Below are 22782 nucleotides of genomic sequence, written 5' to 3' on the forward strand. Positions count from 1 at the left end.
AATCATGATCGCGTCACCTTCGGCCGGCCGGCGTTCGGCGTCTGCGGTGTGCAGCTACTACAACGACCTGGTCTGTGCCCGGAGATCGACTATCGCGGTCTCGAAGTCGTCCAGGGAATCAAAGGCCAGATACACCGAGGCGAACCTCAGGTAGGCGACCTCGTCGAGCTCCCGCAGCGGCCCGAGAATGGCCCGGCCGATCTCGTCGGAGGGAACCTCCGCGGTCCCCGACGCGCGCAGCGTGTCCTCGACCAGCTGGGCGAGCACGGCCAGTGCATCCGCCTCGACGGGACGGCCCTGGCACGCCCGCCGAACCCCCGCGACCACCTTCGAACGACTGAACGGTTCGGTCACACCGCTACGTTTGATCACCCGCAGCGATGCCTCTTCGATCGTCGTAAAGCGACGGTTACAGGACGGGCATGACCGACGGCGACGGATCGCGGCGCCTTCCTCGGCTTCGCGACTGTCCACGACCCTGCTGTCAGGGTGTCGGCAGAACGGACACCGCACCGACGATCCCCCCAAGGTCCCGGAGCCTCCGGCCGCGCGAAAAAACATGATCGCGCACCCGTTGGCCACTAGGTATTGATGACTTACATTCCCGTAACTACAAGATGTTGTGGTCGAGCCTAGGGCGAGACACAGCAAACAGGCAAACCAACGGCGTGTCGCGCCGTCACGGCAGGCGCAGCGCCTGACCGGGCACAAGATCGGTCGAGTCGAGCTGGTTCATACCGGCCAGGCGGGCGACAACCACCCGCGTGTCGTTGTCCGGAGCCACCGCACGGGCGATCCCCCACAAGGTCTCCCCGGGGCGCACCACGTGCACTCGAGTAGAGCCGTCACCCACCCGCGACGTGGCCGACGACCTCACCCGCGCAAGAGACAGGACCAGGCTGAAAACCACCATAACCAGAACAACCAGGACGATTCGACCCCGCCTGGTCAGCCTCAGCGGAGGTGCGGCCGATCTCTCCACCACACCCACCTCCTCTACTTCCACTACCGCGAACAGCACCTATAATGAACATAAGTTCGATCGAACGTCTGGTCGAGTATGCACTTCCGAATCCGACGGAATCGTCGTAACACGCTCGAACAGACGTTTGAGATATTCGGCCGCGGCGGTTACGGTCGTACCGATCAGATGCAGGTCGTGGCCACCAGCTCTGGTTCATGGTGAAACCATCAGGTATGCCGGGAGCGGAGTCTCCCACGACCGAAAACGAAGGAGAGCGGCAGGCATGACCACCGACCAGAACCGCGCCCGACGCGGCAGGCCCCCCCGCGGCTCAGTGCGCGACCTGCCGGACGGGCCGGCGGACGCCTCGGGCCTGACCCCTCGGCAGCGCAAGGTGCTGGAAGTGATCCGCAATTCCGTCGAACGCCGTGGTTACCCGCCGAGCGTGCGCGAGATCGGCGAGGCCGTCGGGCTGACCAGCACCAGCAGCGTGGCGCACCAGCTCAAGACTCTGGAGGAGAAGGGCTTCCTGCGTCGGGACCCGAACCGCCCACGAGCCATGGAGGTGCTGTCCGCGGATGCGCCGGTACGGCCTGCGGCACGCGAGGTTCTGCCCGCCGGTCCGTCTCCCGCGCCGTCAGCGGGCGCCAGCGAGTCCCCGACACCGGCGGGCAACCATGCCCAGACGGCATACATACCCCTGCTCGGCCGCATCGCCGCGGGCGGCCCGATCCTCGCCGAGCAGGCCGTCGAGGACGTCTTCCCGCTTCCCCGTGAGATCGTCGGCGAGGGCACCCTGTTCCTGCTGCGGGTTGCCGGCGACTCTATGATCAATGCTGCGATCTGTGACGGGGACTGGGTGGTTGTCCGCCAGCAGCCGGTCGCGGACAACGGCGAGATCGTCGCCGCGATGATCGATGGCGAGGCGACGGTCAAGACGCTACGCCGCCGCGACGGCCACATCTGGCTCCAGCCGCAGAACCCGGCCTATGCTGAAATTCCGGGTGACGAGGCGTCGATCCTCGGCCGGATCGTCGCGGTCCTGCGCCGGGTCTGACGGCCCGCGGGGAGCTGCACAAGTGGATGTCGTTACCAACCGGCGGAATGCCGGTCGGGTCGTGGCCGTTGTCGGGCCGACCGCGGCCGGCAAGAGCGACCTCGCGATCGGCCTGGCAGCCGCGCTGGGCGGCGAGGTCGTGAATGCCGATTCCATGCAGCTCTACCGCGGAATGGACATCGGTACGGCCAAGGTGCCGCCAGGAGAGCGCAGCGGCATCCCGCACCACCTGCTCGACGTCTGGGACGTCACCCGTACCGCCGACGTGGCGTCCTACCAGGCGCATGCACGAACGGTGGTCGACGGGCTCCTCGCCGCCGGCCGTACCCCGGTTCTCGTGGGTGGCTCCGGGCTCTACGTCCGGGCGGTCCTCGACGATCTCCACTTCCCCGGCACCGACCCGGCGGTGCGGGCCCGGCTGGAACAGGAACTGGCCGAGCGGGGCTCCGCGGCGTTGCATGCCGATCTCGCCGGCCGGGCGCCCCAGGCGGCTGCCGCCATCCTGCCCAGCAACGGCCGTCGGATTGTGCGCGCGTTGGAGGTGGTGGAGCTCACGGGCGGTTTCAACGCATCCCTTCCCGACCATCGCGCGGTATATGACGTGATCCAGATCGGCATCGACCATCCGCACCTCGACTCCCGGATCTCCGACCGCGTGGCGGTGATGTGGGCCGTGGGCATGGTCGAGGAGGTCCGCACACTCGCCGGTATCGGCCTGCGGGAGGGTCGTACCGCATCGCGCGCACTGGGCTACGCTCAGGTCCTCGCCTGGCTGGACGGTGAACTGGAGTCGGCCGAGTCCGCCCGACTTGCCACGATTGCCGCGACGCGCCGATTCGCTCGTAGACAAAGGTCGTGGTTTCGCCGTGATCCCCGCATAATCTGGCTGGACCGTCCCGACGTCGAACAGGTGGCGGGCATGGTCAGCTCGCCCTGACGTGCGATGGGCCAGGTGCGGCCCGTTCATCCCGGCGTCTGGAGACACCTGTGACCGCGCTCGAGCTGAACCTCGTCCCGGCCCTGTGCGCCGCGTTCGACGACGGGTCGTTACAGCTGCACTACCAACCCGAGGTCGATCTGCGCAACGGATCGGTTCCGGGGATGGAGGCGTTCCTGCGGTGGCAGCATCCCGAGCGGGGACTGCTGTGCCCGTCGCAGTTCATGCCGGTCGCCGCAGCCGCCGGCCTCGCCGAGCAGGTCGGCAACTGGGTTCTACGGACCGCCGTGGCGGAAGCCCGGACATGGCACGAGATGGCTTCCGGAACCATGATCCGCCCGCCCCGGCTATGGGTGAACATTTCCGCCGACCAACTCACCCGGCCGGACTTCCCGGTCGAGGTGGAACGGCTCGCGCATGATCGGGCGCTACCACCCGGAGCACTCGGGCTGGAGTTCACCGAACAGACCCTGGGCCTCGCGCATATCGGTATCCCACAGCTGCTGGCCCGGCTGCGCTCACTCGGACCGGCCGTCGGCGTCGACGGCTTCGGTACCTGGTATGCATCACTGTCCACACTCGACGTCCTGCCGCTGGACATGGTGAAGATCGACGGTAGGTTCCTGCGTGCGATGCAACGGGATCTTGAAGGCGAGGCGGTGCTGGCATCCATCATCGCGCTGGCCCACCGGCGCCGGATGATCGTGACCGCCGAGGGCGTCGACAGCACGGTCACCGCCTCCCGGTTGGCCGCGATGAACTGTGACCGCGGGGCCGGCCGGCTGTTCTGCCCACCGGTCCCCACCGACGATGCCCGTATGATCGCCCTTGGTCGGGGGCGGCCGCAACGTTCCCGCCAGCGGTCCCGGTCAGCACCGGCCGGTGCCACCGCCACCGTTCCGATGCGGACCGCCGCCACGGCCGGCTGACCGGCTCCGCCCTTCTTCCCATCGCACGATGCCGCGACGGGCGAGGACCCAACGGGCGAAAAGCGGTCGCGACCTGTGGCTCCACGTGGGACTCTGCGATACAGGACGTGTCGACCGAGGACGGCTTCCCTCCGATGAGGCCAGCTCCCGGCCGCGCAGAAGAAGGGCAATATGACGCTATCCGCCATCCACGACCCGGACCACGGCCGTTTCTTCGATGCCTCCGGCGAAGGGCTCGACCTCGCAGACCGCTCCGCCCTTCGCCGGGTGCCAGGTCTTGCGACCGAACTCGACGACGTCACCGAGGTCGAGTACCGCCAGCTTCGTCTGGAACGGGTTGTCCTCATCGGGGTGTGGACCGCCGGGACGGTAGTGGAGGCGGAAACCTCCATGGCCGAACTCGCGGCGCTGGCAACCACCGCCGGTTCGGTGGTCCTGGACGCGCTCGTGCAACGTCGGGCCACACCTGACGCTGCGACGTATGTCGGCTCCGGGAAGGCGCGCGAGCTGTGTGAGGTGGTTGCCGCCACCGGTGCCGACACCGTCATCTGCGACGGCGAGCTGACCCCGGGCCAGCTGCGGCAGTTGGAGGATGTCGTCAAGGTCAAGGTCATCGACCGGACCGCGCTGATCCTCGATATCTTCGCCCAGCACGCCACGTCCCGGGAGGGCAAGGCGCAGGTGGAGCTCGCCCAGTTGCAGTACATGCTGCCGCGCCTGCGCGGCTGGGGTGAGTCGATGTCGCGGTCCGGCGGTGGCATCGGCACCCGAGGGCCCGGCGAGACGAAGATCGAAACTGACCGTCGGCGACTCCGCGCGCGGATGGCGAAGCTTCGCCGGGAACTCGCGGAGATGAAGACCGTCCGGGCGACGAAACGATCGTCGCGGCAGCGCAGCGGAGTCCCTGCCGTCGCGATCGCCGGCTACACCAACGCCGGCAAGTCCTCACTGCTCAACCGGCTCACCGGCGCCGGCGTGCTCGTTGAGGACGCATTGTTCGCAACACTGGACCCGACGGTACGACGGGCCACGCTCCCGGACGGCCGGACGTTCACCCTCGCCGACACCGTAGGTTTCGTACGCCACCTGCCGCACCAGATCGTCGAGGCATTCCGCTCGACGCTGGAGGAGGTCGCGGACGCCGACCTGCTTCTACACGTGGTCGACGGTTCGCATCCCGATCCGGCGTCCCAGATCTCCGCGGTCCGGACGGTCGTGAACGACCTTGACGCCGGTGATATCCCTGAGCTGGTCGTCGTGAACAAGACCGACGCCGCCGACCCGGAGGCTCTTGCCCGCCTGCGCAGGCTGGTCCCGGACGCCGTCTTTGTCTCGGCCCGCACCGGAGACGGCCTTTCCAGCCTGGTGGACGCGCTGGCCGAACGTGTTCCCCACCCCGAGGTCGAGGTGTGCGTTCTGGTGCCGTTCACCCGTGGGGATCTGGTCTCACGGGTACACGCCACGGGCGAGATCGGCGATGTCACCCACACCGCGGACGGCACCGTGCTGCGGGCACGCGTCCCTGTCGGCCTCGCCGCGGAGCTGGCCGCCTTCCACCTCGAACCAGTCTGAGTCGTCTGTTCGGCGAACCGCCGATACCTCGGGCACTCGGACCCTCGGACTGCCTACGCGGCGCGTTGGTCCGCGACCGCCCGCCAGAAGTCGACCAGCAGTGCCTCGGTGACCGCCGGGTTCTCGGCCGCAGGCGAGTGCACGGCGTCCGCGATCACCTCGTAGCGGGCGCCAAGACGTGCTGCCATCTCCGCCTGCAGGTGGGGCGCCCAGGCGTCGTCGGCGATCCCGTGTGCGACCAGGACGGGCACACCGGCCTCGCGGGTCGCCGCGGCAAGCTCCGCGACCCGGTCGGGTTCGTCGAGGAGCTGCTCCCCCATGACCCGCAGACCGACATCGCTGCTGGCGAAGAACCGGTGTTCGAGGAACTCGAGGCCTCCGGGCGGATACACCGTGGTGTCCGCCGCACGCATGGCCGCCCACACCGCGTCCCGGCCGCCACGCTCGTAGACGACCCGCATCGCCCGCAGCGCGATCCGGCGGGCTCCGACGATCCCGGCGGGACCCGAGCTGAGCAACGCCAGGCTTGCCACGCACGACGGACGTGCGATGACTGCAGCCCGGGCGACCAGACCGCCGAAGGAATGACCGAGCAGGTGCACCGGCTGGCCGATCTCGTCAACCAGCCGACCGACGTCCGCGGCGAGAGCGTCGACGGTGCACTCCCGTTCCGGGTCGACGGCGGATGACTCGTACTGGCCACGCTGGTCCACTGAGACAACCTCGAACCCGGCCCACGCCAACCCGGACATGATCGGCAGGAAGTCCTCCTTGCTGTCGGTGTAACCAGGCAGCAGGAGGACCGGCGGGTCACCGGGCGAACCGGCTCGCAGTGCCGCGTGACCCGCACACTTCGAGCGCTGCACGCCCGGCGGCAGTTCTGTCGGCGTCGAGACCATGGTTAAGGACTCCCCCACTCCCAGAAAGCGACCACGTATCCGACACCGTAAGGGGCATCGACGTACTCGACGTGAGATCTTAACGACTGCATGTGCGTGTCGGACCGTATGTGCAGGTCGTCCTGCGTCGACGACGGCCGACTCGCGCCGGCGAGCACCTGCCAGGACGCGCGGCCCGCCGCCATCAGCTCCCGTGAGTGACCGGGGTCCAGCTGCCCGAGCGCGGCCACGTCGCCGCCCGACAGGGCTGCCACGACCGTGTCGTCGTGGGCCTGCGCCCGTGCGTCGAATCCCCCGGGCGCGCCGACCGTCCGCCTTGCGCTGCCATCCCCCATCACCAGCAGCCCGACCCTGTCGGCACAGCGGGCAAGCTCGGCGCCGATCTCGGATGCCGCCAGCGCAGCGGTCGTCGCGCTCACCCCGAAGCCGGTGACCTTTCCCGCCCAGGAAGTCTGTTCGAGCAGCCACGCCCCGACCGTGAGCGACAGCGGCAGGGTCGGCCGGCGCGGGGTCGGCGCATGCACGGACGGGTCGGTGGCACGTCCCAGCGTGACCGACAGCGGCACGCCGAAACCTGCCAGCGTCCCGGACTCACCGGCAGCGAATGCCCCGGTCCGCGGCGCGTCGCCGACGACGACGACGAGGTCCGGGTCGTACGCCACCAGCCGGCGGGTGACCTCGGCCGCAGGCTCCCGCACCGCCACCGGCTCCCCCCGCGCGACCTCGGGCACGAGCAACGGAGGATGCGGGCAGACCGCCGCCGCTACCAGCGTCACCGCAGGAGGGTGGGCATGCCGAGGTCCGTGGACCGCTCACCGCCCGCATCGAGGCGTGCGGCATCCCAGACGTCGCCGGCTCGGGTCCGCCGGTGGGCCAGCAACAGCCCGTCCGCGACCAGGTGGTGCGGCGCACCCCTGGTGATCACAGTCTCGACCACGTCACCGGCCCGTATCTCCTCGGCCGACGTCATGCCCTCGGCCGACGTCATGCCCTCGGCCGACGTCGGACGCAGATGGACGAGCCGGCCGTCCCGAGCCCGACCGGTTCGTCGCCCGGTGGCTGCGTCCTTGCGTCCCTCGCCCTCGACGACGAGGACCTCCACCCGCTGACCGACAAGCGCACGGTTCCCCTCCCAGGAGATCTCCTCCTGGACGGCCACCAACCGGTCGTATCGGTCCCGCACAACCGCCGGGTCGATCTGACCGTCCATGGTCGCCGCCGGAGTACCGAGCCGCGGCGAGTACTGGAACGTGAAGGCGCCGGCGAACCGCGCTTCCCGCACGACGTGCAGGGTTTCGGTGAAATCCGCCTCGGTCTCGCCGGGGAAGCCCACGATGATGTCGGTTGTGATCGCCGCCTGCGGCATCGCGGCCCGTACCCGTTCGACGATCCCGAGGAAACGATCCTGACGGTAGGAACGGCGCATCCTCCGCAGCACGGCATCCGACCCCGACTGCAGCGGCATGTGTAGCTGTGGACAGACGTTCGGCGTCACCGCCATGGCCTCGATGACGTCGTCGGTGAAGTCCCGTGGATGCGGGGAGGTGAACCGTACCCGCTCAAGGCCGTCCACCGTCCCGCAGGCGCGTAGCAGCTTCGCGAACGCTCCGGGGTCGCCCAGCGACCTGCCATAGGAGTTCACGTTCTGGCCGAGCAGAGTGATCTCGAGGACGCCGTCGGCGACCAGTGCCTCGATCTCTGCGAGTACGTCCCCGGGACGGCGGTCGGTCTCCTTGCCCCGCAGGCTCGGCACAATACAGAAGGTGCAGGTGTTGTCGCAACCGACGCTGATACTCACCCATGCCGAATGATGCGTCGCTCGACGTGACGGAAGTGCGCTGGGGAAGACCTCCAACGCCTCGGCGATCTCGACCTCGGCGCTCGCGTTGTGCCGCGCGCGCTCCAGCAGGACGGGTAGCCGGTGCAGGTTGTGGGTACCGAACACGACGTCCACCCAGGGAGCACGTTCGGTGATCAGCCCGCGGTCCTTCTGCGCGAGGCAACCGCCGACAGCTATCTGCATACCCGGGTTGTCCTTCTTGACCGGATACATCTGGCCCAGGTTGCCGTAGAGCCTGTTGTCCGCATTCTCCCGCACCGCGCAGGTGTTGAACACCACCAGGTCGGCAGTGTCATCGGTATCGGCCGGAACGTAGCCGGCGGCCTCCAGCATGCCGGCGATCCGCTCGGAGTCGTGAACGTTCATCTGACACCCGAACGTACGGACCTGGTAGCTGCGGGGACTCACCCGGCCAGCCTACGGGGTATACACCCTAACGGGCGGTCTCGACGGCGCGGGTCTCCCGGACCACCGTGACTCGGATCTGACCAGGGTAGGTCAGCTCGTCCTCGATCTGCTTGGCCACATCGCGGGCCAGCATGTGGGCGGCAATGTCGTCGACCTGGTCCGGCACCACCATCACCCGGACCTCACGGCCGGCCTGCATGGCGAAAACCTTCTCGACACCGGGATGCTCGGCGGCGATCTGCTCGATGCGCTCGAGACGCTTGACATAGGACTCGAGGCTTTCCCGGCGAGCGCCCGGCCGCCCACCGGAGATCTGATCGGCGGCCTGGGTGAGTACCGCCCCGATCGAACGCGGCTCAACCTCGTTGTGGTGCGCCTCGATGGCGTGGACGACCTCCTCATCCTCGCCGTAACGCCGCGCAATCTCCGATCCGATGAGGGCATGACTGCCCTCCACCTCGTGGGTCAGCGCCTTACCGAGATCGTGCAGCAACGTCCCCCGCTTGGCCAGCGTCGGGGGCAGGCGCAGTTCAGCGGCCATGATGCCGGCCAGGTGAGCCGACTCGACAAGATGCGCGAGGACGTTCTGGCCGTAGCTGGTCCGGTATCGCAGCCGGCCGAGGAGCGCGATCAGCTCAGGATGCATCTCCGCGATCCCGGTCTGCACAAGCGCGTCCTCGCCGGCGCGCACGCATCTCGCCTCGACCTCACGCTTCGCCCGCTCGTACTCCTCCTCGATTCGGTGCGGGTGGATCCGCCCGTCCGTGACAAGAGCCTCCAGCGCAATCTTGCCGATCTCGCGTCGTACCGGGTCAAAGCAACTGAGCAGGACCGCCTCGGGGGTGTCGTCAATGATGACGTTCACCCCGGTGACCGACTCGAACGACCGGATGTTTCGTCCCTCGCGGCCGATGATGCGGCCCTTCATCTCGTCGCTGGGCAGGTGCAGTACGGACACGACCGACTCCGTGGTCGCCTCCGAGGCGACCCGCTGGATCGCGAGTGTCACGATCTTTCGTGCCCGCTCCTCGCCCTGCTCACGGGCTTGCGCCTCAATGTCGCGGACCAGCACGGCCGCGTCCCGGCGGGCGTCAGCCTCGACAATCTTGACGAGTTCGGCCCGCGCCTGGACAGCGGTGAGCCGGGCCGCGTGTTCGAGGGTCCGGCGACGTTCGTCCTCCAGATCCACCAGTTCCGCCCGACGCCGACCAAGCTCAGCGTCCTGGACGGTGAGGCCATGGTCGCGGACCTCGATCTGGCGGGCCTGCTCCTCGAGCGCCGTGGCCCGGGTCTCCAGGCGCTGTTCTCGCTGGACGAGTCGGGTGTCCTGCGCATGCAGCTCCGCGCGTAGCGCCCGCACCTCCGCCTCGGCCTGTGTCCGAAAGGTCTCCGCCGCCTTCCGGCCCGCTTCGCGTGCTTCCGCCTCGGCAAGGGAGCCACGCAGCGCGGATTCGGCCTCCACCCGTTCCCGAAGCGCCTGCGCGGTCCCTTCCGCCCGGCGTAGAAGTTCCGCGGCATCCCGCTCCGCCTGTTCGCGAAGCTCGGCTGCCTGCCTGAAGATCTCGGCGGCCTCGGGCCGTACCGTTTCGAGATCAGCTTCGGGAGGTGCGATCCCCTGGCCGTCGGCAGGTTCGGTCAGCTGCCCGTCGCCCGTGCGGGAACGAGGCCCTGCCAGAGCTCCCGAGCTCAACACCCGAACCAGAAGCACAGCTATGACCGTCAGGCCCATGAGTACACAGGCCCCAAGCACAGCGAGGAGAACACCCATCGGTCCTCCTCCCGCTACCGACATAGCCCGCGATGAGCGGGCCGGAGCGGTAAGGGACCCACGAAACGGACCCTCTGCGGAACTTCAGCCCGAGTCGCTACCGAGAAATGATTGAGCCCAGGCAAGCAGAACGGCGTCCGCGGACGCCGCAATCCGGGCCAGCCACCCTCGTGTGAAGTTGTTTCACGCTATCGGAACCGCGTCAGCGCGGGAGTCCTCTCACCTTTGGTGAGAGTAGGTCTGCGACTCGTGCACGGTCAAGAAAAGCCGTTGGCGGCCCTGAGCGTCTCTAGCCGTCGGAAGCGCCCCCGAGCTCCTCCGTGACCACCCGTACCGCAAGATCGAAAGGGTAGCCACGTCGGCCGAGTAACGCGGTCAGGCGTCGGACACGGACATGCACCGCCAGGTCGTCCATGGCCGGCAGTCGCCGCCGCACCAGCTCCCGTGCGGTGACCTCCTCGTCGTCGGCGTCCACTTCGGCCAGCGCCACGAACGAGATCTCCGGGTCCACCCCACGTCGACGCAGCTCCTGGGCAAGCCCCCGTCGGCCGAGACCCCGGTTCACCCGGGCGGACGATACCAGTGCCCGGGCGAACGCAGCATCGTCGACGAGACCCACCTCGACGAGACGGTCGAGCACCGCATCCGCCGTTTCCGGATCAATGCCGCGGCGACCCAGGACGGCTGCCAGTTCCGCACGGCTTCGCGGCCGGGCTTCAAGCTGGTGCAGACAGATCTCCCTGGCTCTGGCGGTAGGGCTGACATCTGGGTCCGTGCCCGCTCCTCGACCACGATCCATCGCGGAGCGGGCATTGCCGTCACCCGGTGACATCATCACCATCGATCAGTGCCTCGGTACCGGTCAGAGATCTATCGGTGGCGGGGAAGCCGGGTCAGCGTCAACCCTCGGCACCAGACCGAGCGTTTCCTTGATCCGCTTCTCGATCTCGTTTGCCAGATCCGGGTTTTCCCGCATGAAGGAGCGCGCGTTCTCCTTGCCCTGACCCAGCTGATCACCATCGTAGGTGTACCAGGCTCCGGACTTACGGATGATGCCGTGTTCGACACCCATGTCGATCAGAGAACCCTCTCGGCTGATACCCCCGCCATAGACGATGTCGAACTCCGCCGTGCGGAACGGAGGTGCCATCTTGTTCTTCGCGACCTTCACGCGGGTACGGTTACCCACGGCCTCCGATCCGTCCTTCAAGGTCTCGATACGGCGAACGTCCAGGCGCACGGAGGCATAGAACTTCAGCGCCTTACCACCCGTGGTCGTCTCAGGCGAACCGAACATGACCCCGACCTTTTCCCGGAGCTGGTTGATGAAGACGGCGGTCGTGCCCGAATTCGAGAGCGCGCCGGTGATCTTGCGCAGGGCCTGGGACATCAGCCTGGCCTGGAGGCCGACATGACTGTCGCCCATTTCACCTTCGATCTCGGCCCTGGGCACCAGAGCCGCCACCGAGTCGATGACGATGATGTCGATCGCGCCGGACCGGATGAGCATGTCGGCGATCTCCAGCGCCTGTTCACCGGTGTCGGGTTGGGAGACCAGTAGCGCGTCGGTGTTGACGCCGAGCTTGGCCGCGTAGTCGGGGTCGAGCGCATGCTCGGCGTCGATGAAAGCGGCGATCCCGCCGGCCGCCTGGGCGTTCGCGACGGCGTGTAGCGCCACGGTCGTCTTCCCGGACGACTCCGGACCGTAGATCTCCACGATCCGCCCGCGAGGAAGCCCACCGATGCCGAGCGCCACATCCAGGGCGATGGAACCGGTCGGGATGACCTGGATCGGTGGGCGGGTCTCGTCACCGAGCCGCATCACCGAGCCCTTGCCGAACTGCTTGTCGATCTGAGCGAGGGCGTTCTCCAACGCCTTCTCACGGTCGAGTCCTGCCATGGGAGTCACTCCAGGCTGAGGTCGTCGAGTCTTGGCCACGTTGGCGACGGTAGGGGGCGGGTCCGACAATTTCGAGCACCGGGTCCGGTCTGTGGATAACCAGCCTGCCCCGACGAACCGGAACACTCGACATCCACAGTAGCCGAACATTCGTTCGACCACCTGGCCGACACCCCGAAAACGGGCTCAGCGCTCCCTGGCGGACAGGTCGAACTCGTCGCACACGGCCCGCCAGACAGCCTTCGCGTCATCACCGCGCGCCAGCGCGTCGTGCACCGTCACCCCGCCCAACCCGGCGACAACATGGTCGCGGGCAACCGACTCCGCGTAGCCGGAGCCGAACTGGTTGTTCATCCGCGCCCAGAACTCGGTCAGTCGCACGGTTGTCAGTCTCCCGTTTCCTCGGAGTGTCGTACCCAGGAGGCAGACTCGGACCATGTCCGCCCGATCCTCCCTCGCGCCGTTCTCGGCCCCCACCCGGGCCTGGTTCACGAGCGTCTTCGCAGCGCCGACACCCGCGCAGGCAGGGGCGTGGCAGGCGATCAGCGGCGGTGACAACGTCCTTGTCATCGCTCCGACCGGCTCAGGCAAGACGCTTGCAGCCTTCCTCTGGTCATTGGACCAGCTCATCCGCGCCGACCCGCCGACCGAGCCCGCCCGGCGGTGTCGCGTGCTCTACGTCAGCCCGCTCAAGGCGCTGGCCGTGGATGTCGAACGCAACCTGCGGGCCCCGCTCACGGGAATCCGGGCGGCCGCGCAACGCCTCGGCCTACCCGAACCCGACGTGACCGTGGGCATCCGGTCCGGTGACACCCCGGCCGGCGAACGGCGGGCTTTCAGCCGCATCCCACCGGACGTGCTCATCACCACCCCCGAATCGCTGTTCCTGATCCTGACCAGCCGGGCTCGGGAGTCGCTGCGCGGGGTTCGGACGGTGATCGTGGACGAGGTGCACGCCGTGGCCGGTACGAAACGCGGCGCGCACCTCGCCCTCAGCCTGGAACGTCTCGACGCGCTGTTGGAAACACCCGCCCAACGGGTGGGCCTGTCAGCGACCGTGCGCCCGGTCGAGGAGGTCGCGCGGTTCCTCGGCGGGGCCCGCCCGGTCACGATCGTCCGCCCGCCGACCACGAAGACGCTACAGATCGACGTGGTCGTACCCGTTGCGGACATGACCCGCCTCGACGGGACCCAGGCCGGGCCGGAACCAAAGGCGTCGATCTGGCCCGCCGTCGAGGAGCGGATCCTCGACCTCGTCCTCGCCCACCGCTCGACGATCGTGTTCGCCAACTCCCGGCGGCTCGCCGAACGGCTGTGCGCCCGGCTGAACGAGGCATACGCCGACCGGATGGATGCCGCCGACCGGATTGCCGCCGACCAGCCCGGGACCGCGAACCGGACCGTGCCGAGAGCTCCCGAGCAACGCACCCCGGCGGAGCTGATGGGCAACGCCGGGTCCGGCCGGCCGACCGACGCGGCCCCGGTCGAGGTGGCTCGAGCCCATCACGGCAGCGTCAGCCGGCAGCAGCGAGCGCTCATCGAGGACGACCTCAAGGCCGGGCGGCTGCCCGCGGTGGTGGCCACCTCCAGCCTGGAACTCGGCATCGACATGGGAGCGGTCGACCTCGTCGTCCAGGTCGAGTCCCCGCCGAGCGTCGCGGTCGGGATGCAGCGGGTGGGACGCGCCGGGCACCAGGTCGGGGCCGCGAGCCGGGGGGTGATCCTGCCCAAGCACCGGGGTGACCTGCTGGCATGCGCGGTCGTCGCCGAGCGGATGCGTGACGGAGGGATCGAGGAACTGCGATATCCGCGCAACCCGCTGGACGTCCTCGCCCAGCAGATCGTGGCGATGATCGCGATGGAGTCGTGGGCGGTCGACGACCTCGCCGCGTTGGTCCGCCGCGCCGCACCGTTCGCGACCCTGCCCTCCTCCGCACTGGACGCGGTGCTGGACATGCTCTCCGGCCGGTACCCGTCCGACGACTTCGCCGAGCTGCGTCCACGCATCGTCTGGGATCGAGGCACGGGCATGCTCACCGGCCGGCCCGGCGCCGGTCGTCTCGCGGTGACCAGCGGTGGAACGATCCCCGATCGAGGCCTGTTCGGCGTCTTCCTCGTCGGGGAGAAGGCGAGCCGGGTCGGGGAGCTGGACGAGGAGATGGTGTACGAGTCCCGGGTCGGTGACGTCGTGCTGCTCGGGTCGTCCAGCTGGCGCATCGAGGAGATCACCCCCGACCGGGTGCTGGTGACCCCCGCGCCCGGGCGTCCGGGCCGGCTGCCGTTCTGGCACGGTGACGCACCCGGACGCCCGGCCGAACTCGGTCGTGCGCTCGGTACCTTCACCCGGATGCTTGCCCGTCTCGGCCCGGCGCGGGCACGCGAACGCATCCAGGCGGCGGGCCTCGACGACTGGGCCGCCGACAACCTGATCGCCTACCTGGCCGAGCAACAGGAGGCCACCGGTCACCTTCCCGACGACCGGACGATCGTCGTCGAACGGTTCCACGACGAGCTCGGCGACTGGCGGCTGGCCGTCCACTCGCCGTTCGGTGCCCCGGTCAACGCGCCGTGGGCGCTGGCCATCGGCGCACGGCTGCGGGCACGCTTCGGCGTGGAGGTGCAGATCATGCATTCCGACGACGGCGTCGTGGCGCGGATACCGGACGCCGACGTGACCCCCACCGCCGACGTCGTCGTGTTCGACCCGGACGACGTCGAGGCGGCGGTCCGCGACGAGGTGGGGGGTAGCGCACTGTTCGCGAGCCGGTTCCGGGAGTGCGCGGGGCGGTCGCTGCTGCTGCCCCGACGCAACCCGGGCCGGCGGACACCGCTGTGGCAGCAGCGCCAGCGCAGCGCCCACCTGCTGGAGGTCACAGCACGGTTCGACAACTTCCCGATCGTGCTGGAGACCATGCGGGAATGCCTGCAGGACGTCTTCGACGTCCCGGCCCTGACCGGGCTCATGCGCGACATCGCCTCGCGGACCCTGCGGGTGGTGGAGGTGCAGACCGCTGCGCCGTCGCCGTTCGCCCGGTCCATGCTGTTCGGTTACGTCGCCGCGTTCATGTACGCCGCAGACACCCCCCTGGCCGAGCGCCGGGCCCAGATGCTCGCGTTGGACAGCTCCCTGCTCGCGCAGCTGCTGGGCCAGGCCGACCTGCGGGAACTGATCGACACGGCCGTCCTCGTTCAGGTGGAGGCCGAGTTGCAGCGGCTTGCGCCCGACCGGCACGCACGCGATGTCGAGGGGGCGGCCGATCTACTGCGCATGGTCGGTGACCTCAGCGAGCCCGAGGCGCTCGCCCGCGGTGCCACCCCGGCCCGGCTCACCGAGCTCGTCGAGACGCACCGCGCGTTACGGGTCCGCATCGCCGGCGAGCAACGGTGGGTGGCGGTCGAGGACGCCGGACGCCTCCGTGACGCCCTCGGCATCCCGGTCCCCCCCGGCGTTCCCACGACTTTCACCGAACCGGTCCGTGATCCCCTGGGTGACCTGCTCTCGCGTTACGCCCGCACGCACGGACCGTTCGACACCGAAACCGCCGCGCGCCGGTTCGGCCTCGGTGTCGCCGTGGTTACAGCAGGCCTAGAACAGATGCTCGCGGCCGGCCGGCTCGTCCGCGGTGAACTGCGTCCGGGTGGGACCGGCGAGCAGTGGTGTGACGAAGGTGTGCTGCGTGTCCTGCGCCGGCGCAGCCTGGCGGCTTCGCGTCGGGAGATCGAGCCTGCGCCGGTCCGGACCTTCGCCCGGTTTCTGCCCGCATGGCAGTCGGTGTCACGCGGGCAGGGCAGCTCCGGCTCGCACGGGGGCTCGCGCGGCGTCGACGCGGTAGCACGGACCATCGAGCAGCTCCAGGGCGCGCTCATCCCGGCCAGCGCCTGGGAGCAGCTTGTCCTGCCGAACCGGGTGCCGGACTACAACCCGGCTATGCTTGACGAACTGTGCGTGTCCGGAGAGGTGCTGTGGGTGGGCGCGGGCGGGCTGCCCGGCAACGACGGCTGGATGACGTTCGTCCTCGCGGACACCGCGCCCCTGCTGCTGCCGACCGCGATACCGGACGCGGCGATCACCCCCCTGCACACCGCCGTACTCGAGGCCCTGGACGGACAGACGGCGTTGTTCTTCCGCGCGTTGTCGGACCGGACCGGGAGCCTCGACGACACCGCTCTCACGACCGCCCTGTGGGATCTGGTGTGGGCCGGTCTGGTCACGAACGACACCCTCGCCCCGCTGCGGGCCTCGCTGGGCACCCGGCACGGCGCAGGACCGGGGACCCGCCGAAACTCGCGGGTGCGGCCGGCGCGGTACGCGCGCCCGGGGCTAGCGCGCCCGGCGATGCCGCAACGGGCAGGCCCGCCGACGGTCGCGGGCCGTTGGTCACTGCTGCCCGAACGGGACCCCGACCTGACGCTACGGGCCCACGCCCAGGCCGAAGCCCTACTCGAGCGCTACGGGATCGTCACCCGTGGTGCGGTCACGGCCGAGCGGGTACCAGGCGGCTTCGCGGGCGTGTACCGCATCCTGTCCGCGTTCGAGGATGCCGGCAGGTGCCGGCGCGGCTACTTCGTGGAGTCTCTCGGCGCAGCCCAGTTCGCCATCCCCGGCGCGGTCGACCGGTTGCGGGCGGTCGGGGCCGGACCGGCCGTGCTCGTGCTGGCCGCGGCCGACCCGGCGAACCCCTACGGTGCCGCCCTGCCGTGGCCGGCACCGACGAACGGCGGCCACAAACCGGGCCGCGGACCCGGCGCACTGGTCGTCCTTGTCGACGGTGAACTGGTGCTGTATGTGGAGCGCGGTGGCAGGACGCTACTGACATGGACGCACGACCCTGCCCGGGTGCAACCCGCGGTGGACGCCCTCGCCCTTGCCGTACGGGAGGGCTGGCTTGGCCCGCTGTCGGTCGAGAAGGCCGATGGTCAGGCCGTGTTGACCAGTGAACTGCTGACCAGTGAGCTCGGTTATGCGCTCGAACGCGCGGGTTTCCATCCCACTCCGCGCGGCCTGCGGCTTCGTGCCTGAACCCGGGTGCCTGAACCCGGGTGCCTGAACCCGGGTGCCTGAGGTTCAACGCATGAGTTCGCGCAGGCCGTCAGCGAACCCGCGCAGGGATGCGGTCTGACGTTCAAGGCTGCCGACCGGCCCCAGCGCCAGGGCCGACGCCGACGCCGACGCGAGCAGGTCACTGGCGGCAGCCAGCATGCTGTCGAGGCCTTCCACCGCGGCGTTCATCGAGCCGACCAGTTCCAAGAGCGTCCTGGTGATCTCAGCCCGGCGATCGCCGTCCGCGACCGCCCGGGCGGCCGACTCGCAGGCCAGGACCCGGGCGGCCTGGAACCGGAGGCCGTCCACCACCTCCGCGGCGGGCACCATCGCGGCACGGACCGTCGCCGCGGCCGGTCCGGCCGGCAACGCTCGCAGCATCGTGCCGAGCGCCGTCATCGCCGCCTCGCCGCGGTACAGCGGTTTCGCCGCCGCCGAACCGCGCAGCATCAACCGGGACGGCAGCGGCGCGGTCGGGAGCGGCAGGACCGTCGGCGGCGGTGTCGACAGCCGCGATTGGCGCCAGGACAGGCCTGCACGAGCGAGGGCGCCGGCTCCGACGACCAGCCACCCCCAGGTTCCCTCCACCACGGCCACGCCGGGGGTGAGTACGGCCACCCCGGCCCACATCCGCGCGGACCGGGAAGCCCGCCGCGCCTGGCGCGACCGGGTCCGTACCAGCCGCTGTTCGCCGCGCAGGAGGCTCCGGCGTTCGAGATCGGCGCGGAGCCGGTCCGGCATGCGGCTCACCACCATCATCCCGATTCCGGTCAGGATTCCGGCTGGCCGGAGGAACCCTTGTCGAGGGACAGTTGGTCGCCTGCGCCTGAACCGGCCGGCAGGGAACCCGATGCGGCCGACGACGATCCCGAGCCGGCTGCCAGGGCCGTACGGATCTCCGCCAGCCGGTTGGACGCCTTCGCGTCCAACGATGCCCTGCGGATCTCCAGCATCCGGGCCTCCACGCCCTGGGACGCGAGCTCGTGGCGTCCCAGGGAGACGGCATAGCGCTGCTCGACCTTGTCCCGAACCTGCGCGAGCGTGGGTGTGTCACCCGGCGGAGTGAGCTGGGACATGCCGTCCAGTGCCTTGCTCATCTGCTCCTGCATGGCGGCGTGCTCGATCTGGGTCAGCAGTCGGGCACGCTCCGCAAGCTGCCCCTGCAACCGCGCGGTGTTGTCCTCCACCGCACGGCGGGCCTGCTCGGCCGAGCGAGCCGCCTGCTGGTGCAGGTTCTTGAGGTCTTCGAGGGAACCCTCAGCGGCCACGAGCTGACCGGCGAACGCCTGCGCGGTCTGCTCGTAGCGTTCGGCCGCTGCCGTATCGCCTTTTGCGCCGGCCGCGTCCGCGAGCACAAGGGCCTGGCGCGCGGAGTCGGCAAGGTTCTCGACCTCGTCGATCTGGCGCGCCATCCGCATCTCCAGCTGCCGCTGATTTCCCACGACCGCGGCGGCCTGCTGGACGAGTGCCCTGTGCTGCTGCTGCGCCTCGGTGATCGCCTGGTCGATCTGGACGCGCGGGTCGGCCTTCTCGTCCAACTTCCGGTTCGCAGACGCGGAAAGGTAGCGGTACAACTTGCGGACGACGTTCGCCATGTATCGATCGTCGCACGTCGGCTCGGAGGTGGTGAGCCCCCGACCCCGAAAAGGAACTCCCAGCTACGCGGCGCGGTCGACCACTGCGGTGGTGGTGCCAACCCCGCGACTCTGCATGGCGGCCATCGGTGGCATGCCACCCACCGGACCACCGACCCGTGGCCCACCGGCTGCGAACTCGGCGAGCTCCAGATCGTCGCTCACCTCGCGCAACAGGTCGGCGAGGCGGACGCCGAGCGCGTCGCAGATCGAGGCGAGCAGCTCGGAACTCGCCTCCTTCTGGCCTCGCTCGATCTCGGAGAGGTACCCGAGCGAGACCCTCGCGACGGAGGACACCTCACGAAGGGTCCTATGTTGATCTTGACGGCGGCGGCGCAATGCCTCGCCGAGCATGCGTCGGAGCAGGACCATCGTGCCTCCTCCTTCGTCCTCGGGCTGGGCCTACCGTATACCTGCCGTCCACCGAGATGGCCGGCCGTTGATGCGACTGTAACTATGTAAGCAACCCGCGTCCGGCGATTCGTTCCCGTCAACGGGTATGAACCGACAGGGTACGCCGAAGAGCGTCCAACGCCTGGACGACCGCGTAGGTCCGGTTCTGTGGACGGTCGCCGAGCAGCCGCACGGACCGGGTCAGCAGCCCGAAAGGTCCCACCATGCCGATGTGCAAGGTCCCGACAGGTTTGCCCTCCTGCTCGTCAGGACCGGCCACACCGGTCACGGCCAGCCCGTGGGTCGCCCCCAGCAGGTCCCGGACACCCGTGGCCATCGCCGCGGCCGCTTCGGGAGACACCGCGCCGTTGGTGGCAAGCACGTCGCCGTCGACCCCGAGCACCGATGCCTTGGCGTCCGTGGCGTAGGCGACCACCGCACCCCGCAACACCGCGCTCGCGCCTGGAACGTCGGTGAGCCGGCCCGCCAGCAGGCCGCCCGTCAACGACTCGGCGACGGCAAGCGTCTCGCCCCGGTCCGCGAGCAGCCGCACGACGGTTCCCTCCAGCGTGTCCTCGTCGGCGCCGTAGAGCGCGATACCGAGCGCGACCCGCGCCGCCTCCTCGACCGGCTCGATAATCTTCTGAGCTGCGGCCCGGTCACCGGCACGGGCGCTGATCCGTACCCGGGTCTGACCGCCGCTGGCCAGGAAGGCGATCGTCGGGTTCCCGATGGGAGCGAGCCTGTCGATCTCCCCCGCGAGGGCCTCCGCCACGACCGACTCCCAGACCCCCGCGGTCCGCAGCACCCGGTGCACCACGACCGCCGGCTCCCCTGCCCGGCGGAGCAGGTCAGGCAGGACCGACCCGGTGAACATGGGATACATCTCGTGGGGCACGCCGGGCATCGCGTACACCACGCCACCCGCCGTCTCCAGACGGATCCCGGGCGCGGTACCCACCTCGTTCGGCAGCGGCTCGGCGCCTTCGGGAAGGTCCGCCTGCCGGTAGTTCATCTCCGGCGCCCTGACGCCCGAGCCGGTCGACCCCTCCCGCCCGAGGGCACGGAACCGCCGACGCAGCATCGCCTCCAGGAAGGGGTCGCGACGCAGGCCCACCCCGGCGGCCCGGGCGATCCCCTCCCTGGTCAGATCGTCCTGGGTCGGCCCGAGACCGCCCGTCATGATGACGGCGTCGGCTCGGCCCAGGCCCTCGGAGACCCTGGTCGCGATCATCTCGATGTCATCGCCCACCACCGTGGACGTCGTCAGGACCACACCCACGTCGGCAAGCTGCCGCCCGAGCCATGCGGCGTTGCCGTTGACGATGTCCCCGAAGAGCAGCTCGTCGCCCACCGCCAGCAGTTCAGCCCGCATCACTGTCCTCCAGTAACCCTTCGGTAACCGACGTTCCCCGCCGCCGCAACGCGAGCGCCCGTCCCACATAGTCCAGACCTGTGACGGCGGCGACCAGCACCCCGGCGGCGAGAATGACCGCCCGGGCCGAGGCGGCCGTCCCTTCCAACGGAAGGACGTAAAGTCCGATCGCACAGTTGAGCAACAAGGTTTTCAGCTTGCCTCCGCGGCTGGCGGCCATGACCCCATGGCGGATCACCCACAGACGCAGGAACGTGACGCCGGTCTCCCGGACCGCGACGACGATCGTCACCAACCATGGCAGATCACCCAGCAGCGACAGGGACACCAACGCGGCGCCGGTGAGAGCCTTGTCCGCGATCGGATCGAGGATGATCCCGAAATCGGTGACGATACGCCTGCTGCGGGCCACGTATCCATCGATCTGGTCGGTGACCGCGGCGACCGCATAGGCGACGAAGGCCGCCACCCGCCACACCGTGGCATGGCCACCGCCGGTGAACATGAGCACCACGAACACCGGAACGAGCGCGAGCCGCATGACGGTGAGTGCGTTGGCCAGGTTGACCCGACTGACGACAGCGTCCGGCTCGGGTGCGGTCACGTCGTTACGGAATCGACGACGTCGACGAACTCGGCGACCAGGTCCACGCCCTCGGCCGCCACCACCTTGGCGCTCACCAGATCCCCGACACGCAGGTCGGTGACAGGTCCGGTCGGTACCCGCACCGTGCACGCTCCGTCGACGTCGGGCTGCTGGTGCGCCGCGCGTCCGTACGCCAACCCACCGGCGATCTCCTCGACGAGCACCTCGACGCCTGAGCCGATCCGCGACTCGGCACGTACGGCGGTCAGTTGCTCCACCAGATCGGTCAGGCGCCGGTGGCGCCGGCTCACGGTTGCCGGCGCCACCTTGTCAGGCAGATTCGCGGCCTCGGTACCGTCTTCGTCGGAGTAACCGAACACCCCGACGGCGTCGAGGTCCGCGTCCTCAAGGAAGCGTTCGAGGATCGCGACATCCGCCCTCGTCTCCCCCGGGAAACCGACGATGACGTTCGAACGTGCCCCGAGCTCCGGCGCGAACGAGCGAGCCCTGGCCAGCAGCTCGCAGAAGGCGTCGGCGCCACCGAAACGGCGCATCCGCCGCAGCACCGACGGGCTCGCGTGCTGGAAGGACAGATCGAGGTAGGGAGCGACTCCGGGGGTGGTCAGCAACGTCTCCAGCAGGGACGGACGTACCTCCGCAGGCTGCAGATACACGGCGCGGACCCGCACCACCCCGCTGATCGCGGCAAGCTGGGGAAGCAGCTTCTCCAGCGCCCGCAGGTCCCCGAGGTCCTTGCCGTAGGAGGTCGAGTTCTCGCTGACCAGGACGAGTTCCCGCACACCCTGACCGGCGAGCCACTCGGCCTCGGCGAGGACGTCGTGGGGCGGGCGGGAGACATGCGAACCGCGAAAGGTCGGGATCGCGCAGAACGCGCAGCGTCGGTCGCAGCCGCTGGAGATCTTCAGGGGCGCGACGGGACCGCCGGCCAGCCGTTGCCGCAGAACAGGCGGGCCGGACGCCGGCCCCACCCGCGCCTGGTCCTGCGCCGGCTCTGTCCGCTCCCTCGAGGCCTGCCGGTCGACCGGGGTGATCGGCAGCAGTGTCCGCCGGTCACGCGGGGTGTGTGCCTTCGGCGCCTCACCACGCAGGACCGCGTCCAGGTGCGTGCCCAGAGCCGGATAGGCGTCGAAACCGAGGACCGCGTCCGCTTCCGGGAGGCTGTCGGCGAGTTCCCGTCCGTATCGTTCGGCCAGGCAACCCACGGCGACCACCGCCTTCGGGCCGCCGGCACCGTCGCGCAGGTCGGCCGCGGCGAGCACCGTGTCGATCGAGTCCTTCTTCGCGACCTCGACGAAGCCGCAGGTGTTGACGACCACCGCGTCGGCGCCGGCCGGGTCGTCCACCACCGTCCAGCCGTCGACCCCGAGCCGCGCCGCAAGCTCCTCGGAGTCCACGTCGTTGCGGGAACACCCCAACGTGATCAGTGCGACACGGCGAACTGGGCGATCGGGCACGACG

20 protein-coding genes are annotated in these 22782 nt (G+C 69.4%); 5 read left to right on the forward strand and 15 right to left on the reverse strand.

Features of this window, described 5'->3' with window-relative positions; translation table 11 throughout:
* Window positions 1–57 precede the first annotated feature (57 nt).
* Window positions 58–561: a transcriptional regulator NrdR gene (gene nrdR / locus NBW77_RS08400; RefSeq protein WP_242606016.1), complete on the reverse strand. Its 504-nt coding sequence runs from the start codon at window positions 559–561 to the stop codon at window positions 58–60.
* Between the two features lie 118 nt (window positions 562–679).
* Window positions 680–985, reverse strand: a complete 306-nt coding sequence (locus tag NBW77_RS08405) for a LysM peptidoglycan-binding domain-containing protein (RefSeq protein ID WP_242606017.1) — start codon at window positions 983–985, stop codon at window positions 680–682.
* 262 nt (window positions 986–1247) lie between these two features.
* Between NBW77_RS08405 and lexA the strand changes: the two genes are divergently transcribed.
* The 4 genes from lexA to hflX all read left to right on the forward strand — a co-directional run bounded on the left by lexA (window position 1248) and on the right by hflX (window position 5459).
* Window positions 1248–2021, forward strand: coding sequence for a transcriptional repressor LexA (gene lexA / locus NBW77_RS08410; protein ID WP_250279524.1), 774 nt, complete (start codon window positions 1248–1250; stop codon window positions 2019–2021).
* Window positions 2022–2043: 22 nt separating this feature from the next.
* On the forward strand, window positions 2044–2958 hold the full coding sequence (gene miaA / locus NBW77_RS08415; protein ID WP_242606018.1) for a tRNA (adenosine(37)-N6)-dimethylallyltransferase MiaA: 915 nt from the start codon (window positions 2044–2046) through the stop codon (window positions 2956–2958).
* Window positions 2959–3008: 50 nt separating this feature from the next.
* Entirely contained in the window at window positions 3009–3887 is an 879-nt protein-coding gene (locus tag NBW77_RS08420; RefSeq protein ID WP_131747871.1) for an EAL domain-containing protein, read from the forward strand.
* 171 nt (window positions 3888–4058) lie between these two features.
* On the forward strand, window positions 4059–5459 hold the full coding sequence (hflX, locus tag NBW77_RS08425) for a GTPase HflX (RefSeq protein ID WP_131747873.1): 1401 nt from the start codon (window positions 4059–4061) through the stop codon (window positions 5457–5459).
* A 53-nt stretch (window positions 5460–5512) separates the two neighbouring features.
* Here the strand turns inward: hflX and NBW77_RS08430 are convergent, their stop codons facing one another.
* The 7 genes from NBW77_RS08430 to NBW77_RS08460 all read right to left on the reverse strand — a co-directional run bounded on the left by NBW77_RS08430 (window position 5513) and on the right by NBW77_RS08460 (window position 12655).
* The gene (locus NBW77_RS08430; protein WP_131747875.1) at window positions 5513–6358 is read right to left on the reverse strand and encodes an alpha/beta fold hydrolase; all 846 of its coding nucleotides are present in this window, start codon (window positions 6356–6358) and stop codon (window positions 5513–5515) included.
* A 2-nt stretch (window positions 6359–6360) separates the two neighbouring features.
* Entirely contained in the window at window positions 6361–7134 is a 774-nt protein-coding gene (locus NBW77_RS08435) for a class III extradiol dioxygenase subunit B-like domain-containing protein (protein WP_131747877.1), read from the reverse strand.
* Entirely contained in the window at window positions 7131–8564 is a 1434-nt protein-coding gene (miaB, locus tag NBW77_RS08440; RefSeq protein WP_349816980.1) for a tRNA (N6-isopentenyl adenosine(37)-C2)-methylthiotransferase MiaB, read from the reverse strand. The genes NBW77_RS08435 and miaB overlap by 4 nt, the downstream gene beginning before the upstream one ends.
* A gap of 67 nt (window positions 8565–8631) precedes the next feature.
* Window positions 8632–10374, reverse strand: a complete 1743-nt coding sequence (rny, locus tag NBW77_RS08445; protein WP_242606019.1) for a ribonuclease Y — start codon at window positions 10372–10374, stop codon at window positions 8632–8634.
* A gap of 289 nt (window positions 10375–10663) precedes the next feature.
* A complete protein-coding gene (locus NBW77_RS08450; RefSeq protein ID WP_502799457.1) occupies window positions 10664–11206 on the reverse strand; it encodes a regulatory protein RecX in 543 nt (180 codons plus the stop codon).
* A gap of 30 nt (window positions 11207–11236) precedes the next feature.
* Window positions 11237–12274, reverse strand: coding sequence for a recombinase RecA (recA, locus tag NBW77_RS08455; protein WP_131747881.1), 1038 nt, complete (start codon window positions 12272–12274; stop codon window positions 11237–11239).
* Window positions 12275–12460: 186 nt separating this feature from the next.
* On the reverse strand, window positions 12461–12655 hold the full coding sequence (locus NBW77_RS08460; protein ID WP_131747883.1) for a DUF3046 domain-containing protein: 195 nt from the start codon (window positions 12653–12655) through the stop codon (window positions 12461–12463).
* 55 nt (window positions 12656–12710) lie between these two features.
* On the opposite strand from NBW77_RS08460, the gene NBW77_RS08465 reads away from it, so the two are divergent.
* A complete protein-coding gene (locus NBW77_RS08465) occupies window positions 12711–17294 on the forward strand; it encodes an ATP-dependent helicase (RefSeq protein WP_250279525.1) in 4584 nt (1527 codons plus the stop codon).
* 45 nt (window positions 17295–17339) lie between these two features.
* Here NBW77_RS08465 and pspM read toward each other — a convergent pair whose 3' ends face one another.
* The 6 genes from pspM to NBW77_RS08495 form a co-directional block, all read right to left on the reverse strand.
* A complete protein-coding gene (gene pspM / locus NBW77_RS08470; protein WP_242606038.1) occupies window positions 17340–18056 on the reverse strand; it encodes a phage shock envelope stress response protein PspM in 717 nt (238 codons plus the stop codon).
* A 29-nt stretch (window positions 18057–18085) separates the two neighbouring features.
* A complete protein-coding gene (locus tag NBW77_RS08475; RefSeq protein ID WP_131747887.1) occupies window positions 18086–18910 on the reverse strand; it encodes a PspA/IM30 family protein in 825 nt (274 codons plus the stop codon).
* Window positions 18911–18973: 63 nt separating this feature from the next.
* The gene (locus tag NBW77_RS22060; RefSeq protein WP_131747889.1) at window positions 18974–19321 is read right to left on the reverse strand and encodes a helix-turn-helix domain-containing protein; all 348 of its coding nucleotides are present in this window, start codon (window positions 19319–19321) and stop codon (window positions 18974–18976) included.
* Window positions 19322–19439: 118 nt separating this feature from the next.
* A complete protein-coding gene (locus NBW77_RS08485; protein ID WP_131747890.1) occupies window positions 19440–20717 on the reverse strand; it encodes a competence/damage-inducible protein A in 1278 nt (425 codons plus the stop codon).
* Window positions 20707–21321: a CDP-alcohol phosphatidyltransferase family protein gene (locus NBW77_RS08490; protein ID WP_242606039.1), complete on the reverse strand. Its 615-nt coding sequence runs from the start codon at window positions 21319–21321 to the stop codon at window positions 20707–20709. Before NBW77_RS08490 ends, NBW77_RS08485 begins: the two co-directional genes overlap by 11 nt.
* Complete coding sequence (locus NBW77_RS08495) at window positions 21318–22778, reverse strand: MiaB/RimO family radical SAM methylthiotransferase (protein WP_250279526.1); 1461 nt, start codon at window positions 22776–22778, stop codon at window positions 21318–21320. Before NBW77_RS08495 ends, NBW77_RS08490 begins: the two co-directional genes overlap by 4 nt.
* Window positions 22779–22782 lie beyond the last annotated feature (4 nt).

This window comes from Frankia sp. Cppng1_Ct_nod (assembly GCF_920656135.1).
Taxonomy (GTDB): Bacteria; Actinomycetota; Actinomycetes; order Frankiales; family Frankiaceae; genus Protofrankia; species Protofrankia meridionalis.